Origin of the sequence: Duffyella gerundensis (assembly GCF_001517405.1) — a bacterium.
Classification (GTDB): Bacteria; Pseudomonadota; Gammaproteobacteria; order Enterobacterales; family Enterobacteriaceae; genus Duffyella; species Duffyella gerundensis.
The window spans coordinates 658,007-677,316 of sequence record NZ_LN907827.1 but is presented as its reverse complement, the minus strand read 5'-3'; the positions used below and the strand labels follow the sequence as shown (position 1 = coordinate 677,316).

Here is a 19,310-nt window from a genome sequence, read left to right as displayed (position 1 = left end):
ACAATTAGTATATCCAGTTATGGAAAGCGCTTTCCGTTTTAAATCCATCTGACTATAGTCCGCGGAGTATTCTTTCTCAGACTGGAGTTTCCGATGAAAAAAATCATGTTGTGCTGTTCCGCAGGAATGTCCACCAGCCTGCTGGTGAAAAAAATGCTCGACGAGGCAGCGAAACGCGGTCTTGAGGTTGAAATTAAAGCGTTTGGCGTTGCCGAATTTGAACAGCAGGTGGGTCAGTATCAGGTAGTGCTGCTTGGGCCTCAGGTTAAGTACATGCAGAAGGATTTACAGAGCAAAGCCGACGCTTACGGCATACGGGTTGAGCCGATCAATATGATGGATTACGGCATGCAAAAAGGCGCGGCGGTTTTGGATTTTGCCCTCTCACTCATTGAAAATAATCAATAAGGGATAAACCATGAGCTCTCTGTACCTGAAACTCATGAGCGTGATTGAAAACCACATCACGCCGCTTGCCGGTGCCGTTGGCCAGCAAAAATATGTCACTTCTATTCGTGACGGCTTTATTCTGGCCCTGCCATTTATGATCGTCGGCTCTTTTATGCTGGTGTTTATATTCCCTCCCTTTGCGCCCGATACGCATTGGGGATTTGCGCGCGCGTGGCTGCAGTTTTCGCTCGATCACCGTGAAAGCCTGATGCTGCCCTATAACTTCAGCATGGGCATCATGACCATATTTATTTCTGTCGGCGTAGCGGCCAGCCTGGCGCGGCATCACGCACTCGACCCGCTGACCTCCGGCATGCTGTCGTTGATGGGTTTTCTGCTCATCGCGGCGCCATTGAAAGATGACCACATCTCCGTGGCCTACTTTTCTGGTCAGGGCATCTTTACTGCGCTGCTGGTGGCGATTTATACCACTGAGCTTTATGCCTTTTTCCGCCGCCACAACATCACCATTCGTCTGCCGCCGGAAGTGCCGACTGGCGTGGCACGCTCGTTTGAAATTTTGATCCCGGTGCTGGCGGTGGTCCTGACGTTACATCCGTTGAACCTGTTCATTGAATCGCAGCTTGGCATGATTATTCCAGAGGCGATCATGTCGCTGGTCAAACCGCTGGTCGCCGCCTCCGATACCCTGCCAGCCATTCTGCTGTCTGTATTGGTATGCCAAATTTTATGGTTTGCCGGCATTCACGGTGCACTGATTGTCACCGGCATTATGAATCCTTTCTGGATGGCGAACCTGTCGGTGAATCAGGCGGCCATGGCCGCGGGAAGCGTCATTCCACATATTTATGTGCAGGGTTTCTGGGATCACTATCTGCTGATTGGCGGTGTGGGTTCCACGCTGCCGCTGGCGCTGCTGCTGATGCGAAGCAAAGCGGTTCACCTGCGCACCATTGGTCGAATGGGCGTGGTGCCGGGCTTGTTCAATATCAATGAACCGATTCTGTTTGGCGCCCCGGTGATCATGAACCCGCTGTTTTTTATTCCGTTCGTACTGGTACCTATGATCAATGCAACACTGGCCTGGTTTGCGCTCGATTTAGGCTGGGTTGCGCGCGTGGTATCGCTGACACCCTGGACCACACCCGCACCAATTGGTGCCTCCTGGGCAGCAAACTGGGCATTCAGCCCAGTGATCATGTGCCTGATCTGTATGGGCACCGCCATCATCATGTATTACCCCTTCTTCAAAGCTTTTGAAAAACAGTTGCTGGCTCAGGAGAGCAGCGACGCTTCGGCACCCGCCGTGGTTGGCCAGTCTGAAACCGCATGACAGTCAGAGGAAATTATGGATTTAGAAGAACAAGTGATGGGCATCATTATTAATGCTGGTCAGTCGCGCAGCCTTTGTTATGAAGCGCTGCGCAGCGCTAAAGCAGGTGATTTCAGTGAGGCCGATGCAAAAATGCATGAAGCACAGCATTACGCTCGTGAGGCGCATCTTGTGCAAACTCAGCTGATTGAGGCCGACGAAGGCGAAGGAAAAACGAAGATGACGCTCATTATGGTCCATGCGCAGGATCACCTGATGACGTCGATACTGGCGAAAGAACTGGTGACAGAACTGATCGACCTGTATCGCCGCCATTAACCGTTGTGCCTGTTTTGAGAGGCGATGCCCGCCTCTCCTTTTTATGAGGATAATCATGCTTCACCTTGGCCTTGATATTGGCGGCACAAAAATGGAAGCGGTGCTGCTTGACGATGCGGGTCGCGTACGCCTGCGCGAACGTCGTCCCACCAACAAAGCGAGCTATCAGGAATTTATCGATAACCTGGTGTCGATGATCGATGGCATCCGTCCCTCTGCGCCAGACGGGTTTACGATTGGCATCGGCTTGCCGGGGGCGATCGATCCCCATAGCGGGCTGATCAAAAACTGCAATTGCCTGGTGTTAAACGGCGAAAATCTGCAGGCCACGCTGGCGCAGCGCACAGGTCAGCCACTATTCCTTGCCAATGATGCTGACTGCTTTGCGCTCTCCGAAGCGGTAGACGGTGCAGGTGCTGGCTACCCAACAGTGTTCGGCGTCATTGTGGGCACCGGCTGCGGTGGCGGCGTGGTAGTCAATGGACAACTGCTCAGCGGCCCGAACGCCATCGCAGGTGAATGGGGACATAATCCGTTACCGGTGTGGGATCCTGCTATAGACGGCCCCGCGCAACCTTGTTATTGCGGCCGTGAAAACTGTATTGAGCGTTTTATCTCCGGCACCGGATTCAGTCAGCGTTTCAATCTGACACAGCATGCCGAACTGGATGCCCAGGCGATTCTCGCTGCGGCCGCCGATCATGACGCCGCTGCGCTGGCACACTATCAACATTTTATCGATGCTTTTGCCCGCAGCCTGGCAAGTGTTATTAACATTCTCGATCCGCACGTCATTGTTCTGGGCGGCGGTTTGTCTAACGTCGAGAGTTTGTATAGCGACCTGCCAACAGCCATTGAAAAATATCTTTTTTCAGCGGAATGCCGTACTGCCATCGTCAAAGCAAAATATGGTGATTCCAGTGGCGTACGCGGCGCAGCATGGCTGCCAACGCTTTCCAAAAAGCATTCTGAGGCGCAGTCTGGCTGAGCAATTCCTGTGCGTGTTTATGTTACTATAAGGACAAAATCGCAATTCAGACGACACCATGCCTACCATTGATGATGTTTCAAGATTAGCCAATGTTTCCCGGGCCACCGTTTCGCGTGTGCTGACCGGAACACGCGGCGTACGCGACGAAAGTCGGGAAGCGGTATTACGCGCGGTAGAGGAATTGAACTATCGCCCGAGTTTTGCCGCGCAAAATCTGGCGAGTAATAGCTCAAGCTACGTCGGCATGGTGTTACCTGCTAATGAAACCGCGCTGAGCGCAACCTTGTTGCCCCAGCTTTCGCTGGCTATGAAGTCGCTGAATAAATCGCTGTTGATTCAGTACGTCACTGCGGCGGCAGATTATCAATCGGCGATTGAAGGTCTGCAGCACCAATGCGTTGCGGTAGTCACGCTGGGACAGCACTCCGCCGATATGGCCAGCAACGTTATCGTTTTTGATGAGTTTTCAGCGACTGAACAAGCGGGCGGTTATAACTACGCCTTTGCCACCGAAAGCGCCTGCCGCTATTTGCTGGGCAAAGGGCACCGCAGCATCGCGCTGCTGATTGACGGCGAAGACGATCTGGCCAGCCAGCAGATGGTGGAAGGCTATCGCAGTGTGCTACAAAACTATTCTCTGCCTTTCAACCGGCAGCTTATGGTCAAAGCCAATAACAATATTGAGCAAGCTCTGCTGACGCTTATCAACAGCTTTACGCAATATACGGCGATTATTGCCAGACGCGACTGCCACGCTGCAGAGGCGATGCGCTTATTACGTGAATTTAATATCGCGGTGCCACAGGAAGTGTCACTGGTCAGCCTCGAAGATTCTCCGCTGGCTTCCCTGCTCTATCCGCCACTAACCTGCATCGCCTATCCCACCGAGCAGCTACTTGAACGCTGCGTGCAACGTATCCGCGCGCTGATTGACGGTCGCACGCTATTTGAAACGGAAAGCCGTACTTTTACCGGCCGTCTGGTTGCACGCGCTTCCGTATCTGAAATGAGCTAACGTAACTGCCTTATATTGCAGGCCATGCTGAACATGCATTGGCCTGAACGTGTACGCGTTCACTGAATGACAAGCGTTAGTAGCGATAGATCAGATTAGCGGCGACAGCCCGCTTCAGCCGCATAGCCAATGAAAAAGTAAAACCGGAATGACAGGCACAAAAAAAGCCACCCTTGGGTGACTTATTTGCTTTCCGTGGTGCCGAAGGCCGGACACGCAATTTCACACCTAATAGACTGATATCATTATTTTTTATAAACAGGAATAAATAGTTATACCCGCACTTGTACCCACAAGTTAAAATCCGTACAAAGAATAAACATTGCAAGTGAGTATAAAGCCATACAAGTAGAACACCGATATGGCTATCAAAGCAAGATTCAGGCAGGCAGGAAAGTTTTCTTCAGGGTATCAATTCCCATCTCCTCAGAACAAAGTCAGACATGGATGCGAAATGAACGTTAACCCTACTTTGCTATGCTAGTTCCCATGGCAAATCTCTGCGTCTATTTACTGGTTTCAGAGTCCCCTCGTTTCTCAATTGTTGAGCGGCCCAACGAATGTCATATTGCCACGTATACAACATATCGCCGGAATCCCTAAGCTCAGTCTCGTAGCTGTCCCATACATACTTTGAGACTTCACGTGGCCAAGCACTACCACCCCGTTCCTGAAGACACTCGATGATCCATTTTTTCATACTTTCCCTGGTTACAATCATTTCTCCTAACCTTCACTTGTTGATCGATACATCGCAATACTAGCATTTACAGCTTCTGGTACGAGGTGGGCAGAACCTAAGCGCTTGTTATCTGCTAAGAGCGATTTGCGGACATTAACGTTTAAAGCAGCGATCGGCAAAGCAGTCCAATTGACTTGTTTTGTTATGTGCCGAACTCATTGTGCGCTCTGAGTATCCGGTGTGCCTGTCTAATTGTTCACTAACTATTGTAACCCATTAAGATATTTAGAATTGATAAATAGCCTAGTTTAGGGGCCTTGGCTGAGTGACACTGTAGTCCCGAGGCCATATGCATAGACGTCAAGACTCTCTCCCAGACTAACAAGCAAATGATCGTCGGGAGTTAAATGCCGACCGAGAAACATATTTCTCCAGCACCGCTGACAGTATCGTATAAAGGGGTACTAATGAACCCAGCGAGTCTTGAACGATTACAGAATCATCAATGTATACAGGCTAGCTAACATCATGAAAGCGATAAATCCGCCCATTCTCATTCACCTCTGCTACCTTTCCCAAAGCCTCCGCTGGCGACAAACCGAAATTTCGGGTTAACACAATGAAAAGATGATAGAACTCGGATTTCAAATCTGCGGCAAAGATCCCTGGATCATCAGATCCAAGACAAATAGACATAGGAACATCACCTTCAATCGCCTCACCCGGCAAGCCCATCCAGCGAAAGATATGATGCTCGCTGACATCTCGATACTGACTGATACGGGTATTGCTGGTCGGAGGGCATTCTATCGCAATGTTTCGGTCTGCCATTTTTGCCATTACAGCTTGTTGTAATGCAACAACCGCTTCATCCGGCAAATATTCCAGGGCAACTTCAACATATTCAGCACGCTGCTTTCGCACATTGTCAGATGTAAGCCATTGCTTATACAACTTCAGCGGCCTTTTCATACCCGTCGTTTTAACCAACTCTCTGGCGCGCTCGTACTCTTCCAACCAGAGGGATTTGGGTTTTAATGGCCCATTTAGTTCACCCAGCAGACCTTCAGATTCCGCCAACAGCCCCCGCATTTCAAATACCTGATCAAGGGTGGTAATCGAGACTTCTTCTTCCAGCGAAAACACTTTATGGGCCAAGCGAACTGCTTCAATCGCTGCATCACTGGCGTAACGCAGCAGTTCCGGATGACTTCGAAGTTCCCGCCAGATAAACACCAAATCGAGCAATCTCGTCTCTTTGGTCATGGACAAAGACAATGGCAAAGAGCGTTTCCAGATATTAGGTGTGATGCCAATCGCCGTGCAGTGACCAAGACGGTCGCCATTACGCAATGGCAAAAATCTCAAGGCATCATCAATGGATCGAATACCACTGATCAGATGCGGAAAGTCCTCGCCAACATGATAGGTAAAATGAGCAATACCTGATTTGGCTAGCACCCGGAACAAGGGGCCAAACAACTCCGGTGGCGCGTGCATCTCATTAGCTGCGGCATCCACTCCTCGAATCCAGCCTGTCAGGCGCGGTTCAGACTTCAGCATGTCCATCAGAATAGCTGCCTGATTTTTCAGGTCTTTGAATAGTAATGCGTAAGGATAGACCTCACCATTTTTTGGCTTTCTTTTGATAAAGTGCGGCACTAGCGCCAGTTCTGCACACTTGCCATGAGGTTCAACCAGTTTGAGGTTATCTAGCACTTGCGACATAGTCAGCGGCTTCTCATGCATCCATTCCAGAGACATATGAGCACTCAGATATTCCCAATATCCTCTTAACACACTGAAGAGCAGTTTTTGCATTTTTCTAGGGTCGCTCTTCGGAGCAAAACGTCCTTCCAGATAACGCACCTGAGAATACACACCAGCACCATGGGCATGTTTAAAACGAGACAAATAAGATTTCTCTGTTTCCTCCCTCAACTCCGTCATGGTGTAATTCTGGAACTGATCAAAACCGAAAAAATCGTCTCGCTGAACCAGTAAGGTCAAGTACTGATTTTGAATCAGCAGGTAAATCCAAAGCAGTCGTTCTAAACCTTCGGGCGCATTATACCGCCATTTTTCCAACAACCCGGTTAGCCAGCAAAATTCAGACTCCTGACTGTATTTGTCGTCAGTTTGCCAAACCGTCGCAAACCCATACTCCTGGCCATTATGCAGAATGGTGCTATCCGCCAACTGCTGCGGATACTGCATCGATGCTATCCATTCTGGCAACTCCACGTCCTGAGCAACCCGACAAAGAATTTCGCGAATATTACAGGCGATTTGCAAACGCTCCTTGAAGATTTCAGGCGTCAGAGAGGGGTCAATCTGGGCGCAGAGTTGTTTCATCTCTTGAGATGCCCAGCCCTTCTCGAAATCTCTGACGCTCACTTCAGGGTGCTTGAGTGCATCCAGCCAACACTCTTCTGCACTGGTACTGCCATTCAGGTGTTGGTGAGTTTCGTGTAGGTATTCACGGGTAATGTAGTCTTCAACCGTTGGATGATATGGGTATAAAGGCCAGCGAAAGCTATATTCCTGACTGGCAGTCCCAGGGTTAAATACCTGATGACACGCCATAATTGGTAGGCACGACACTCGGCTCATCAGAGTTTGCCATTCCGAGAACATAGGTAGATCGATTTTGGGGCCGCCTTTCTCGTTTTTAATAAACTTTTCAGCTATCTGGCGTAAGGTTGCTACTGGGCCGAGTTTCATATTACGCTGTTTGATTTGCTGCACTAAAGATGACCAAGCCGATTTAGCTACATGATCAGGCAAACTACGCACCTGTTCGTATTGAGCAAGGAACACAGATGACTCCACCCTCTCATCAAGTGATACCTCATCCAAAGAGACTGTGCTCAGCCTATGCAACAGTACTGTTGAGTTAAGAAGAAACCTTTCCATACCCAATCCTTATACGAAGGCCATTATCATTTTTCTTCGCCGTCACTTAATGAAGACGACTTGGTTTTCCTAGCTGGCGTAGCCTTATCGTATGATGCTCCGACGATTGTGGAGGAATTCAGCGATGTTATAGTGTTTTGAGACATCTGTTGTTTAATGTTTATTTCTCGATTACCATTTTTAGACAAATAGTCCCATTCTTTATCAGAAAGTAATTTGTCGCCAACAATTTCACCAATCAGTTCATTGAAACTTGCTTCCTTGCTCAGTGCTTTGGCTGAACAATTAACCCCTCCAACAGGAAAAATGAACGGATGTAGAATTGGACAGCTAATTAATAAGAAAAACAATGGGTGGGTATCTTTCCATGTTTTCTTATCCGTTTTCAATTCTTCACTAATTACTTTTATCTTTTTCTCAAACTCATCAACCGAAGTAACTGGATTTAGTCTCAACCCCTCACCGATATATTCCCTATCACTAACCGAATGATATAAGCTCTCTTCAACCAATACCGCATGAAGAAAAGCTAAAACATTAAAACGCATAATTTTCGCAGCATTTGATTGACTGGCCATTCGTCCATGCTCTGCATCATTATAGAGTCTGGTTTTATGCTGATCAGCCACATTATTAAGGTTGAAATAGAACCGACTCCATACTTTACCAATCAAAAGTGCTGACGGACGAATTTCAATCTCAATTTTGTTTACTTTTTTAAGCCATTGCTCAACTTTAGTAATGGCATCAGAAAATTCCGTTGCGTCATCCTGCTGACTTTCATCAGTTACGCCATCATCCTTGGGATCAAGGTCAACATCCAAAACAGCAGCATCGTTATCCGCACTTTTACTTGAGCCTTTCATTTCTGCACGAGCAGCAGCCTCGCTCCATGGGGGAACAATACATGTTGTCTGAGCTATAACTTTATTAAAAGCATTAGTAATGGCAGGCCTTTCACGACGGCATGCAGAGATATCTGCTATAGCACCAATCAGATTAAAAACACTACTGAAATCCATAAGGTTATTTGAAGCTACCGTACTTAAGGAAGCCGCCATTGCGGCTTTTGCCAAGCCATTCTCAGTATCAATGTTAAATTTTTTGTAACCCTCAGGCATGTTTTGGCGTGATTTACGATTTAACTGCACCATGCCAAGAAAAACACCAATCTTTTCATCATTAGGGTTGTTTGCTACCACCGCACAACACCGATTAGCCCAATGTGAGGCGCTTTCAATTCTGCCAACAGACATATAAGCTACATATTCACTAACAAGCTGTTCGAATTTTTCTCTATCATTTTCAGCCTGTGCTAACTCGGTTACAAATTGGTTGAATATGCTGACAGAACCACAACCAACCAAAAGCATCTGTAGGAACTTTGAGAGACTGCCCTGACAGTTTTCACTTACCTGAGACGCTAAGTAAATAGAGCAATTTCTTAATGCTTCACTTTCAGACTGAGGCCGCAAATAAAATCCGGTATTAAAATCACGATCCTGCTTTACATAGGTAAAAATGTCCTTACAGAGCGAATCCATACCAAACCGATGCTGTTCATAATTTAATCCTGCACGATAAATGCTGCTTAGCATCGAACCATATAAGGCATTTCTAAGTAAATTCGGAACTGATAACTCATCAGGCCTTTCATTTCTGCTTTGTTTACCATCAAGCTTTACCGATGTAGCATGATATTTTTTGGTATAGAAATCCTGAAGCACCTGCATCAACAACCGTACTGGCTGCTTCAGCAGTTCATTCACATACATGTCAGCATCAGAGCCCTCTCTCAAATTAAGGCCTTCCCTAACAGCATCGCCAATCGCTTGCCGAACATCTATGGCATCAATATCCTGCATGCCAGGCTCGGTTTTAACCTTGATCTTCTCTTTACCGACTTTTCCCTTTTCGCCGACCAGTTGCAACATGGTTTTCAGTTGAATACGCTTTTGTACCGGAAAAAGTTTTAATAAATATTGCTGTTCGAGGTGTTCAACCATATAGCCTCGCTCTGCTAAGCGGGCGCTCTCTTTTTCCTGATCGAGCAAAGTTTTGCTGTAATTTTCGTATTGTTTACCGCGAATCAATTGGGAGTATAGGCGCAAGTCACCCGTCGCCACCACCACCAATTTCCGGCTGTTAAAGAATTTACGAATAGATTCAAGTACATCCCAACCCGCGTCAAACTGAGTATCAATATCATCAAAGGTGATCAAAATGGCCTTGCAGCCGAGAATTTCACACGCACGTTTAACCAGCTCCTCAAAGATTTCTGACAAATCCTGGCCACCAATGGAGTAATCAAGCTGGGCATCCAGCTTCAAAGCATCACTGAAATATTCCGGCTTATATTCCTTGTCTGTGAGCAGATGTAAACCACGCTGGAGCTGCGCAAGGTGATTCTGCCATTGTTCTTTTTGTTTTTTATAGTCATTCGACGCCCAGCATCCTTTTAACTTGTCGGACACCATTTTATTCAGACGGGCAGTCACAGTGACCAAAATTGGTTCATGACGCGGCAACTTGGTAGGGTCGATGGTCGGCAAACACTTGATGCTGACTTTTACATCAACTTGGTCACTGTTTAGAGATTTGACCACACTATTGATAAAAGTGGTTTTACCCGCACCGCGAGTACCATCCACAAAAAATACATTACGACCGGACTCATCAATAAACCGTGTTAGCCCAGCAGACTTATCGGTGTCAGGAAGGGTAACCGAGTTTCGGATACTCTCGACCAACTGATCACGCAGAGATTTTTGAATGAGATCATCTTCTTTGGTACTTCCGGGAAGATTGGGAGCAAACAAGTTGATGATGATTTTTCCCTCAGTTGTTTCAGTCTGTACGCTGTCTGTCATGTCCGTATCAATCCATTTATTTTGATTTTTTGCCAGCCTTAGCATCAGACTGGTGCTTTAAATTTCCACTGAGTTGATTCATGCAATGCTCAGTGCCCTTAGCTTCAATCAGTTCGTTGGGGGCGCTTCGCCACGATTCGTCCTACAAAGCTACCTGGAGCGCTAATAAAACTGACCACCTCATTCACTGCCCTCATCCTCGCGACTGAACGGTTCGTTTTGTCGAGCAGACATTGCTGCGCGGAGTGTGGGACCGAGGATAACGCATAACATGCTGATATTGTGTCATCACACCTTCACTAGTTCTAACAGATGCTATACTATCGTTAAATTATTGATAAATATTAACTACAATTAATTACTACTCCTGTGATCAAAAGCGTGTTGGTATATTATTACTTTTTTCTAGCCATTTATTTTTAGGTGAGTCTATGCTAAATGCCTAAATTAGCGCGCTTTAACTTCCTCAGCAACAAACAAGTGTTGCCTGTTTATTTACTCAAAGCGAGCCTGTTTTGTGGCGAAAATAAACAACTCTTAGTATTTATCCACATAAACAACCAATGTCCGCTCCTGACACGAAGCGGACTCTAAGTCACGGTGTACATTCGTTTTGATGAAGACTATGCCGATGGCCGACAAAATTTAGAAGTGTGAACTAACTGAAAAGCATCAGAGACGAGTACTAGCATCAATATGTTCCTATATAACGGTTCATCACTGAAAGATGTGTCGTTTAGCATCAGACTGTAGTGCTGTTCCAGCAGACGTTTAAGCAGCATTTGCCAGATAGTCACGGGCGACAGATGTAGTGGTCAACAAAAACTGGCCACGGCTTTAGAGTTTTTCCAAAACAATCTTTCTGATTCATTCGGCGTCAAACCACCATTATATTGATGAGGTCTGAGCTGGCTGTAATATCCTGTGATGTAATTCGTTATTGCCGTGCTGGCTTGGCTAAAATTAGCGTAGCCATTATCCGGTACCCACTCTGTTTTCAGACTTCTGAAGAACCGTTCCATTGGGCTGTTATCCCAGCAATTTCCCCGGCGACTCAGACTTTGCTTTATCTGATATCTCCACAGTAACTGCCTGAAATCCCTGCTGGTATAGTGACTGCCTTGATCCGAGTGATACAGTAAATTAGCCGGTTTTCCCCGTGCTTCCCAGGCCATCGACAGGGCTTTACCTGTCAGTGCTGAATCAGGGAAAAATGACATCGCCCAGCCAACCGGTTTACGGGAAAACAAATCGAGTACTACAGCCAGATAAGCCCAGCGTTTTCCCGTCCAGATATAAGTCACATCACCGCACCAGGCCTGATTAGGCCCGGTAACAGCAAACTGGCGATCCAGATAATTAGGGATCTCAATGTGTTCCTTAGACGCCTTCTTATAACGATGGCCAGGTTGCTGACAGCTGATAATATTGAGCGCTTTCATTAGCTTTGTTGCCCGCCAGCGGCTCAGTTTTATACCTTTGGTGGTGACCATCGCGGCAATGCTTCGCGCTCCTACTGAGCCGTTACTTTCGCGATAAACTTCACGCACAAGGCTCAGTAATGCCACTCTCGTGGCGTCAGGCTTCCTGGGCTGCCGCCAGTATTTATAACTGCTGCGATGAACCCCAAACACGTTGCACACAACGGCAACAGGAAACCGCGCCCTGAGTTTCTCAACTAATGAGAATTGTTCAGGGAGTCTGACATCAAGAGCGCGGTAGCCTTTTTTAATATATCCCTTTCCATTTCAACGCGTTGAAGTCTTTTCTTTAGCTCGCGTATTTCAATCTGCTAAGGTGTCATGGGTGAAGCAGTGGGTGATTTTCCCGCTCGCTCTTCTTTCAGTTGTCGAACCCATTTGTCCATTGTGGATTTGCCGACGTTCATTGCCGTAGCAGCGGCGGCAACGGTGTAATGCTGATCGAGTACAAGCTGGGCAGCTTCGAGGCGAAACTCGGGGCTAAAATTGCGTCTGTTACGTCCGGTCATAATGTCACCTGTTTTTACTGTGAGGTGATGATATCACCTCTATTCAGGTGGCCAAATTCAGTGTGCCACTACAGTACTGCCTGAGCGTCCTAATTACTGATCCACTACAACCCGTATTCGCAGGTTGAGTGACCTTTGAGGATGGTTTCACCGAACTAGAGGTTCGTGCCATGCAGAGCTTTAGTCTGCGCCATCTGTGACTTCACCAGTTATCTGAGTGAATTATGCAGAACCAGAACCAGCTACTGTTCTTCTGCCTTAGCGGCGTATTCTGGTCTGAAATGAGCGTTGATTCCCAGCGAACCGCCGATCGACGTTCCAGCGAAAACATGATCGACCAGAGCTGGATACGAAACTTTGCAACCATTCTTGATTTTCACAAAAAATTTCAGAGTCTGTCATGGCGATTATCATTTCGAGTAAAGCGCTAGAAATGTACTCGGGCAGTTAACAGAGAACGTGTAACATAGATATCAATTGAACAGTCATTACTGCCAGCCGTTCTGGGATTATGGGGCGCTGCATGGCCTGAGACGTGATAAATACCAAAAACAGGGAACACGATGAAATTCACCGAAGACACCCGGGTAAAAATCCCCGTCATCCTCCACCTGATACGGCTGGGCTACCGCTACCTGTCTCTGAAAGAACAACACTGGGACAAAGAAACCAACATCTTTCCTGACCTTTTCACCGCTGCAGTTGGCAGAATTAACCCCGGAATTGCGCCCGACGACATCGGGCGCCTGTTAAAAGACCTCACGCTGCTTCTCGACAACGACGACCTGGGCCGCGCCTTCTTCGAAAAACTCAGCGACCGTTCCGGCACCAAACTGATAGACTTCGATAACTTCAACAACAACAGCTTCCATGTCGTCACCGAACTAACCTGCGAAAACGGCGATGAAGAGTTCCGCCCGGACATCACGCTGCTGATCAATGGCATGCCACTGATCTTTATCGAAGTGAAAAAGCCCAACAACCGCGAAGGTATCGTCGCAGAACGCAACCGCATCAACGAACGATTTAAGAACCCCAAATTCAAACGCTTCGCCAATATCACCCAGTTCATGATCTTCTCCAACAACATGGAGTATGACGACAGTGACCCGGAGCCGATTCAGGGGGCATTCTACGCCAGCAGCTCATACAGCAACCCGGTATTCAACTACTTCCGCGAAGAAGAACTCTTCAACCTGACCAACTTACTGAAACCGCTGTCAGAAGAAACCGAAATCGCCGTTCTGAAAGACAACAATTTGGAAGTCATTCGTACCAACCCGGAATTTCAGACCAACAAAGATCACAACCGCCCGACCAACCGCCTTTGCACCGCGCTGTTGAGCCGCGATCGGCTGGCATTTATCCTGCGCTATGCGCTGGTGTACGTCGCCGAACCGGGCGGCATCCAGAAGCACATCATGCGTTACCCGCAGCTCTTCGCCACCAAAGCAATCGAGCGCAAACTGAACGCTGGCGTGAAAAAAGGCATTATCTGGCACACCCAGGGCAGTGGAAAAACCGCACTGGCTTACTACAACGTGCGCTTCCTGACGGATTACTTCCAGAACCAGCAGGTGATCCCGAAATTCTACTTTATTGTCGATCGTCTTGATCTGCTCCAGCAGGCGCAGCGCGAGTTCACCGCCCGTGGCTTAATCGTTCACCTTATCGACTCCCGCGAAGCTTTCACTCGCGATATCAAAGCGACGCAGGCGCTGCACAATCACCACGGCAAAGCGGAAATCACCGTCGTCAACATCCAGAAATTCCGCGATGAACCGGACGTCGTCACCACCAAAGACTACGACATCAGCCTCCAGCGCGTGTACTTCCTCGATGAAGTCCACCGCAGCTATAACCCTAAAGGGAGCTTCCTGGCGAACTTAAGCCAGTCGGATACCAACGCCATCAAAATTGGCCTGACCGGCACTCCGCTGCTGGGAACGGACTACAACTCCCGTGATATCTTCGGCGACTACATCCACAAATACTACTACAACGCCTCCATTGCCGATGGCTACACGCTGCGCCTGATCCGCGAAGAGATCGCCACCAACTACCGGATGATCCTGCAACAGGCGCTAAAAGAGGTGGAAGTCAGAATGGGCGATGTTGATCGCAAATACATTTACGCCCACCCCAGCTTCGTCAAACCGATGCTGAACTACATCGTCACCGACTTTGCCAAAAGCCGGGGCGCGCTGAATGATGACACCATCGGCGGCATGGTGATATGTGACAGTTCTGAACAGGCCAAACAGATGTTTGAATTGTTCAACGCCGACTACGCCGAATCGCCCACCGTCACCGACGAAATGCCTGTATTACAGGCCGCAGAACCCGCTGCCGTTTATCAGATCCACGCCAAAGAAACACGGAAAATCAAACGCGCCGCCCTAATCCTGCACGACATTGGCAGCAAGCAGGAACGTAAAGAGTGGGTGGAGCAATTCAAAGCGGGCGAGATTGACCTGCTATTCGTCTACAACATGCTGCTCACCGGGTTTGATGCCAAACGGCTGAAAAAACTCTACCTCGGGCGGGTGATCAGAAAGCACAACCTGCTCCAAGCGCTGACCCGCGTCAACCGAACCTACAACCACTTCCGCTACGGCTACGTGGTGGACTTCGCCGATATCCGCCAGGAATTTGACGCCACCAACAAAGCCTACTTCGAAGAGCTACAGGCCGAACTGGGCGACGAAATGGAGCACTATTCCCGCCTGTTCAAATCGGCGGAAGAGATCCGCGAAGAAATTGAACACATTAAAGACGTTCTGTTCAGTTTCGATACGGAAAACGCAGAAATTTTCACTGACCAGATAAACCAGATCCAGGACCGGGAAACCGCGCTGGCGCTAAAAAACGCGCTGGCAGATGTCCGCAGCCTGTACAACCTGATCCGCCTCCAGGGCAACACTGAGTTTCTCCAGGCGCTGGACTTCAACAAACTCAACATCCTCTACCGCGAAGCCAGCCACCGCCTCGACTTACTCAACCTGAAGGCGGATCTGGAGCAGGGTGTTGACCTCTCCGGTCTGTTGAACCGTGCGCTGGAAGAGGTGATCTTTGAATTCCACAAAGTGGGCGAAGAAGAACTGGTGCTGGCTGACGAACTGAAAGAGACGCTGCGCCGTACCCGTGAAGCGCTGGCCGCCAACTTCGACCAGCAGGACCCGCAGTTCGTTAGCCTGAAAGACGAACTGGAGCGACTGTTTAAGAAAAAGAAACTCAGCGAAGTCACCCAGGAAGAAATGGTTGCGAATATTGGCACACTCAATAAAATTCATGACCGTATTAAAGAGCTGAACCGTCAGAACAACCTGCTGCGCCAGAAATACCGGGGCGATGTGAAATACGCGCGTACCCACAAACGCCTGCGCGAGCACGGCGGCCTGAGCGAGCCAGAGCGTAAAATCTTCGAAGCACTGCTCGGTGTCAAGCAGGATGCGGATGGAAAAGTGCTGAACAATAGCCAAATACTGAACAATGAAAGCTACTTTGAACGCCAGATCGTGTCATGCGTGCTGGAACACTTTGAAAAACAACAGAAGATCACTCTCAGTGCGAAAGCGGCTGGCGATATCAACCGCCTGATTGTGGCGGAATACCTGAACGAATTTAATACCGGAGCACGTACGTGGTAGAACTGGAATTTAGAGACAAAACCAAAACCCTGATCGATAGCCTGAAAAGCATTTGTGCTAACTACGGTCTGGGCAACGACGGTAACGAATTCAAAATCATCACTCAGGCATTTCTATACAAATTCCTAAACGACAAATTCGCCTTTGAAGCCAAAAAGGTGGATACAAGCATCGCCAGCGCCGAAAAATGGGAAGTTGCGCTCAATCAGATGAGTGAAGAACAGCGGGATAAGCTGCAACTGAAGATGAGCGCCGACACAGCGCGTCTGAAGCCACATCACTTCATTCAGTATTTATACAACCGTCAAAATGAGGCCAATTTCGCCAACACCTTTGACGACACCCTGATGGACATCGCCGCCACCAACAACGATGTCTTCGCGGTCAAAACCGACGGCGGTGCAAAAGTGGTGCTGTTTGAACGCTTGAGCCAGTACATCGCCGACGAATCAAAGCGCGACGACTTCTGCCGCGCCATTATCAACAAACTGGCAGATTTCAGCTTTGAACGCATCTTCACGCAGAAATTCGACTTCTACGCCACCATCTTTGAATACCTGATCAAAGACTACAACAGCAACTCCGGCGGCAAATACGCGGAATACTACACCCCCCACGCCGTGGCGCGCATCATGGCGGAAATTCTGGTACCGAAAGCACAGCAGGGCGTCGTGCGTAACGTAAGCTGTTACGACCCGTCCGCCGGTTCCGGCACGCTGTTGATGAACGTGGCGCACGCCATCGGGGAAGATCGTTGCAGCATCTTCGCGCAGGACATCTCGCAGAAATCCTCCAGCCTGCTGCGCCTGAACCTGATCCTCAACAATCTGGTGCATTCGATCCCCAACGTTATCCAGGGCAACACCATTTTGCACCCGTTCCATAGAGACGGCAGCGCGCTGAAACGCTTTGACTACATCGTATCCAACCCGCCGTTCAAGATGGATTTCAGCGACTTCCGCGACGCGCTGGACAGCAAGGAAAACCAGCAACGCTTCTTTGCCGGGATACCGAAAGTACCCAAAGCCGCCAAAGACAAAATGGCGATTTACCAGTTGTTCCTGCAACACATCATTTTCTCGCTGAAACCGGGTGGCAAGGCGGCGGTCGTGGTCCCAACTGGTTTTATCACCGCGCAGTCGGGTATTGATAAAGGGATTCGCGAACATCTGGTGAAAAACAGGATGCTGGCGGGCGTGGTTTCCATGCCGTCGAATATCTTCGCCACTACCGGAACCAACGTGTCGATCCTGTTTATTGATGCCAGCAACAAAGAGAAAGTGGTGCTGATCGACGCCTCGAATTTAGGTGAAAAAGTCAAAGACGGCAAAAACCAGAAAACGGTACTGACGGAAGAAGAAGAGCAGCGTATCTGTGAAGTGTTTAACAACAAGTGGAGCGAAGAGGATTTCTCGGTGGTGGTCAGCTATGACGATATCACTGCGAAAAATTACTCATTCAGCGCCGGGCAGTATTTTGATATAAAAATTGAATACACCGATATGACACCGGAACAGTTTGCCGCGAAGATGAAAGAGTTTACTGACAATCTGGAGAGTTTGTTTAGCCAGTCTCGCGAGTTGGAAGCGGAGATTAAGAAGCAGATGGCAGGGCTGAAGTATGATTTTTAACTCATCGAAATATAACAGTCATTGGCAGGATAAAAAATTATCAGATTTAGGTTCTTTCCGTCGAGGAAAGTCTCGTCATCGTCCACGTAACGACCCTAAACTTTTTAAAAATGGTGTTTACCCTCTGGTTCAAACAGGAGAGGTTAAGCAGGCAAGCCTGTATCTCGATAGCCATCATTCTTGTTATAACGAGTTTGGGTTGTCCCAGAGTGAAATCTGGCCCAAAAATACTTTATGCATAACAATTGCAGCTAATATTGCTGAAACTGCATTGCTTAGCTATCCCATGTGCTTTCCAGATAGTGTTGTTGGATTCAATGCTTATCAAAAGGAATCATCTGAGATTTTCATGCATTATGTATTTACTTATATTCGAAGGGCCATTCAAAATTCAGCAAGCGGCAGTATTCAGGATAATATCAATATTGATTATCTTACAGGGCTTAAATTTAAAGTTCCGTTAAAAGCATATCAAGATAAAATAGTCTCGGTTCTTTCTGTTTTAGACTATAAGATCGACCTTAACAATCGCATTAACGCTGAACTGGAAGCGATGGCGAAAACGTTGTACGACTACTGGTTTGTACAGTTTGATTTCCCTGACGCCAATGGAAAACCGTATAAAACCTCCGGCGGGAAGATGGCATATAACGCCACGCTGAAACGGGAAGTTCCGGTAGGGTGGGCGGTTAACACGCTGTCTCAAATAGCGAATATCACAATGGGGCAGTCTCCAGCCGGTGAGTCTTATAACGAAGATGGAATCGGAACGCTATTTTTCCAGGGGTCAACGGACTTTGGTTGGCTTTTCCCAACTCCTCGTCAGTACACAACATCACCTGCAAGAATGGCGAAAAAAGGTGATATTTTACTCAGCGTTCGTGCGCCAGTTGGTGATATGAATATTGCCAATGCCGATTGTTGTATTGGGCGAGGGCTTGCGGCATTAAACAGCAAAAGCCACTCAGATGGCTTTTTATTCTACGTGATGAAGTATTTCAAACAGATATTTGATCGTCGAAATGCGGAAGGCACAACATTTGGTTCCATGACAAAAGATGATTTGCATTCACTGCAAGTCGTTTGCCCAGAACCCGGATTATTGAAACGATATGACGATATTGTTTCAGAATACAATAAAATGATTTTTACGCGTAGCCTTGAAAATCAGGATCTAATCAAACTCCGAGACTGGCTCCTCCCCCTGCTTATGAACGGACAGGTCACGGTCAAATAATCCCCAACGTGTTTTGCGAGGCGCAGCCCAGATCCATACTGCGCCTCACTCATCACAACCAAAACCTTACCATCCATTTCTGTTCGGATATCACCCACATTTACCGGTATTAATTATTACAACACCCAACGACCTATAACCACCATCAAAGATCTTACTTTTCACTATGATTAGACAGTCAATCCAGTTCAGTAAATCGCCGGAACATGCATTATTGAGAATATCCCGGCGATTTAGGGTATATTTTTGCTCCTTGCTGGAATTGT

General features: G+C 47.9%; 10 protein-coding genes and 2 pseudogenes. 8 read left to right on the top strand and 4 right to left on the bottom strand.

Annotated features, from left to right (window positions below; genetic code table 11):
• Positions 1-93 precede the first annotated feature (93 nt).
• Genes EM595_RS03050 through EM595_RS03030 form a run of 5 tightly spaced genes read left to right on the top strand, consistent with a single transcriptional unit; the run spans position 94 to position 4,068 of the window.
• The gene (locus EM595_RS03050) at positions 94-408 is read left to right on the top strand and encodes a PTS sugar transporter subunit IIB (protein WP_067427748.1); all 315 of its coding nucleotides are present in this window, start codon (positions 94-96) and stop codon (positions 406-408) included.
• Positions 409-418: 10 nt separating this feature from the next.
• Positions 419-1,744 (top strand): PTS sugar transporter subunit IIC, encoded by a 1,326-nt coding sequence (locus tag EM595_RS03045; RefSeq protein WP_067427746.1) that lies wholly within the window; start codon positions 419-421, stop codon positions 1,742-1,744.
• Between the two features lie 15 nt (positions 1,745-1,759).
• Positions 1,760-2,062, top strand: a complete 303-nt coding sequence (locus EM595_RS03040; RefSeq protein WP_067427744.1) for a PTS lactose/cellobiose transporter subunit IIA — start codon at positions 1,760-1,762, stop codon at positions 2,060-2,062.
• A 55-nt stretch (positions 2,063-2,117) separates the two neighbouring features.
• A complete protein-coding gene (locus EM595_RS03035) occupies positions 2,118-3,050 on the top strand; it encodes an ROK family protein (protein ID WP_067427742.1) in 933 nt (310 codons plus the stop codon).
• A 58-nt stretch (positions 3,051-3,108) separates the two neighbouring features.
• Positions 3,109-4,068: a LacI family DNA-binding transcriptional regulator gene (locus EM595_RS03030; protein ID WP_067427740.1), complete on the top strand. Its 960-nt coding sequence runs from the start codon at positions 3,109-3,111 to the stop codon at positions 4,066-4,068.
• Between the two features lie 1,198 nt (positions 4,069-5,266).
• On the opposite strand, the gene EM595_RS03020 is transcribed toward EM595_RS03030, so the two are convergent.
• The 4 genes and pseudogenes from EM595_RS03020 to EM595_RS03010 form a co-directional block, all read right to left on the bottom strand.
• Positions 5,267-7,666 carry an amidohydrolase family protein gene (locus EM595_RS03020; RefSeq protein WP_067427739.1) on the bottom strand — a complete coding sequence of 800 codons (2,400 nt, stop codon included), beginning with the start codon at positions 7,664-7,666 and terminating at the stop codon, positions 5,267-5,269.
• A 26-nt stretch (positions 7,667-7,692) separates the two neighbouring features.
• The gene (locus EM595_RS03015) at positions 7,693-10,536 is read right to left on the bottom strand and encodes an archaeal ATPase (RefSeq protein ID WP_067435108.1); all 2,844 of its coding nucleotides are present in this window, start codon (positions 10,534-10,536) and stop codon (positions 7,693-7,695) included.
• A 675-nt stretch (positions 10,537-11,211) separates the two neighbouring features.
• Positions 11,212-11,342, bottom strand: a pseudogene (locus EM595_RS20560) (TA system toxin CbtA family protein); the annotation flags it as partial.
• Positions 11,343-11,351: 9 nt separating this feature from the next.
• Positions 11,352-12,526 (bottom strand): annotated as a pseudogene (locus EM595_RS03010) (IS3 family transposase).
• 563 nt (positions 12,527-13,089) lie between these two features.
• Between EM595_RS03010 and EM595_RS03000 the strand changes: the two are divergent.
• From EM595_RS03000 to EM595_RS02990, 3 genes are read left to right on the top strand one after another with little or no spacing between them, the layout of a single operon-like run.
• Positions 13,090-16,176: a type I restriction endonuclease subunit R gene (locus EM595_RS03000; protein ID WP_067427738.1), complete on the top strand. Its 3,087-nt coding sequence runs from the start codon at positions 13,090-13,092 to the stop codon at positions 16,174-16,176.
• Positions 16,170-17,807: an HsdM family class I SAM-dependent methyltransferase gene (locus tag EM595_RS02995; protein WP_067427736.1), complete on the top strand. Its 1,638-nt coding sequence runs from the start codon at positions 16,170-16,172 to the stop codon at positions 17,805-17,807. The genes EM595_RS03000 and EM595_RS02995 overlap by 7 nt, the downstream gene beginning before the upstream one ends.
• Positions 17,797-19,044 (top strand): restriction endonuclease subunit S, encoded by a 1,248-nt coding sequence (locus tag EM595_RS02990; RefSeq protein ID WP_067427734.1) that lies wholly within the window; start codon positions 17,797-17,799, stop codon positions 19,042-19,044. Before EM595_RS02995 ends, EM595_RS02990 begins: the two co-directional genes overlap by 11 nt.
• The last annotated feature ends 266 nt before the right edge of the window (positions 19,045-19,310 follow it).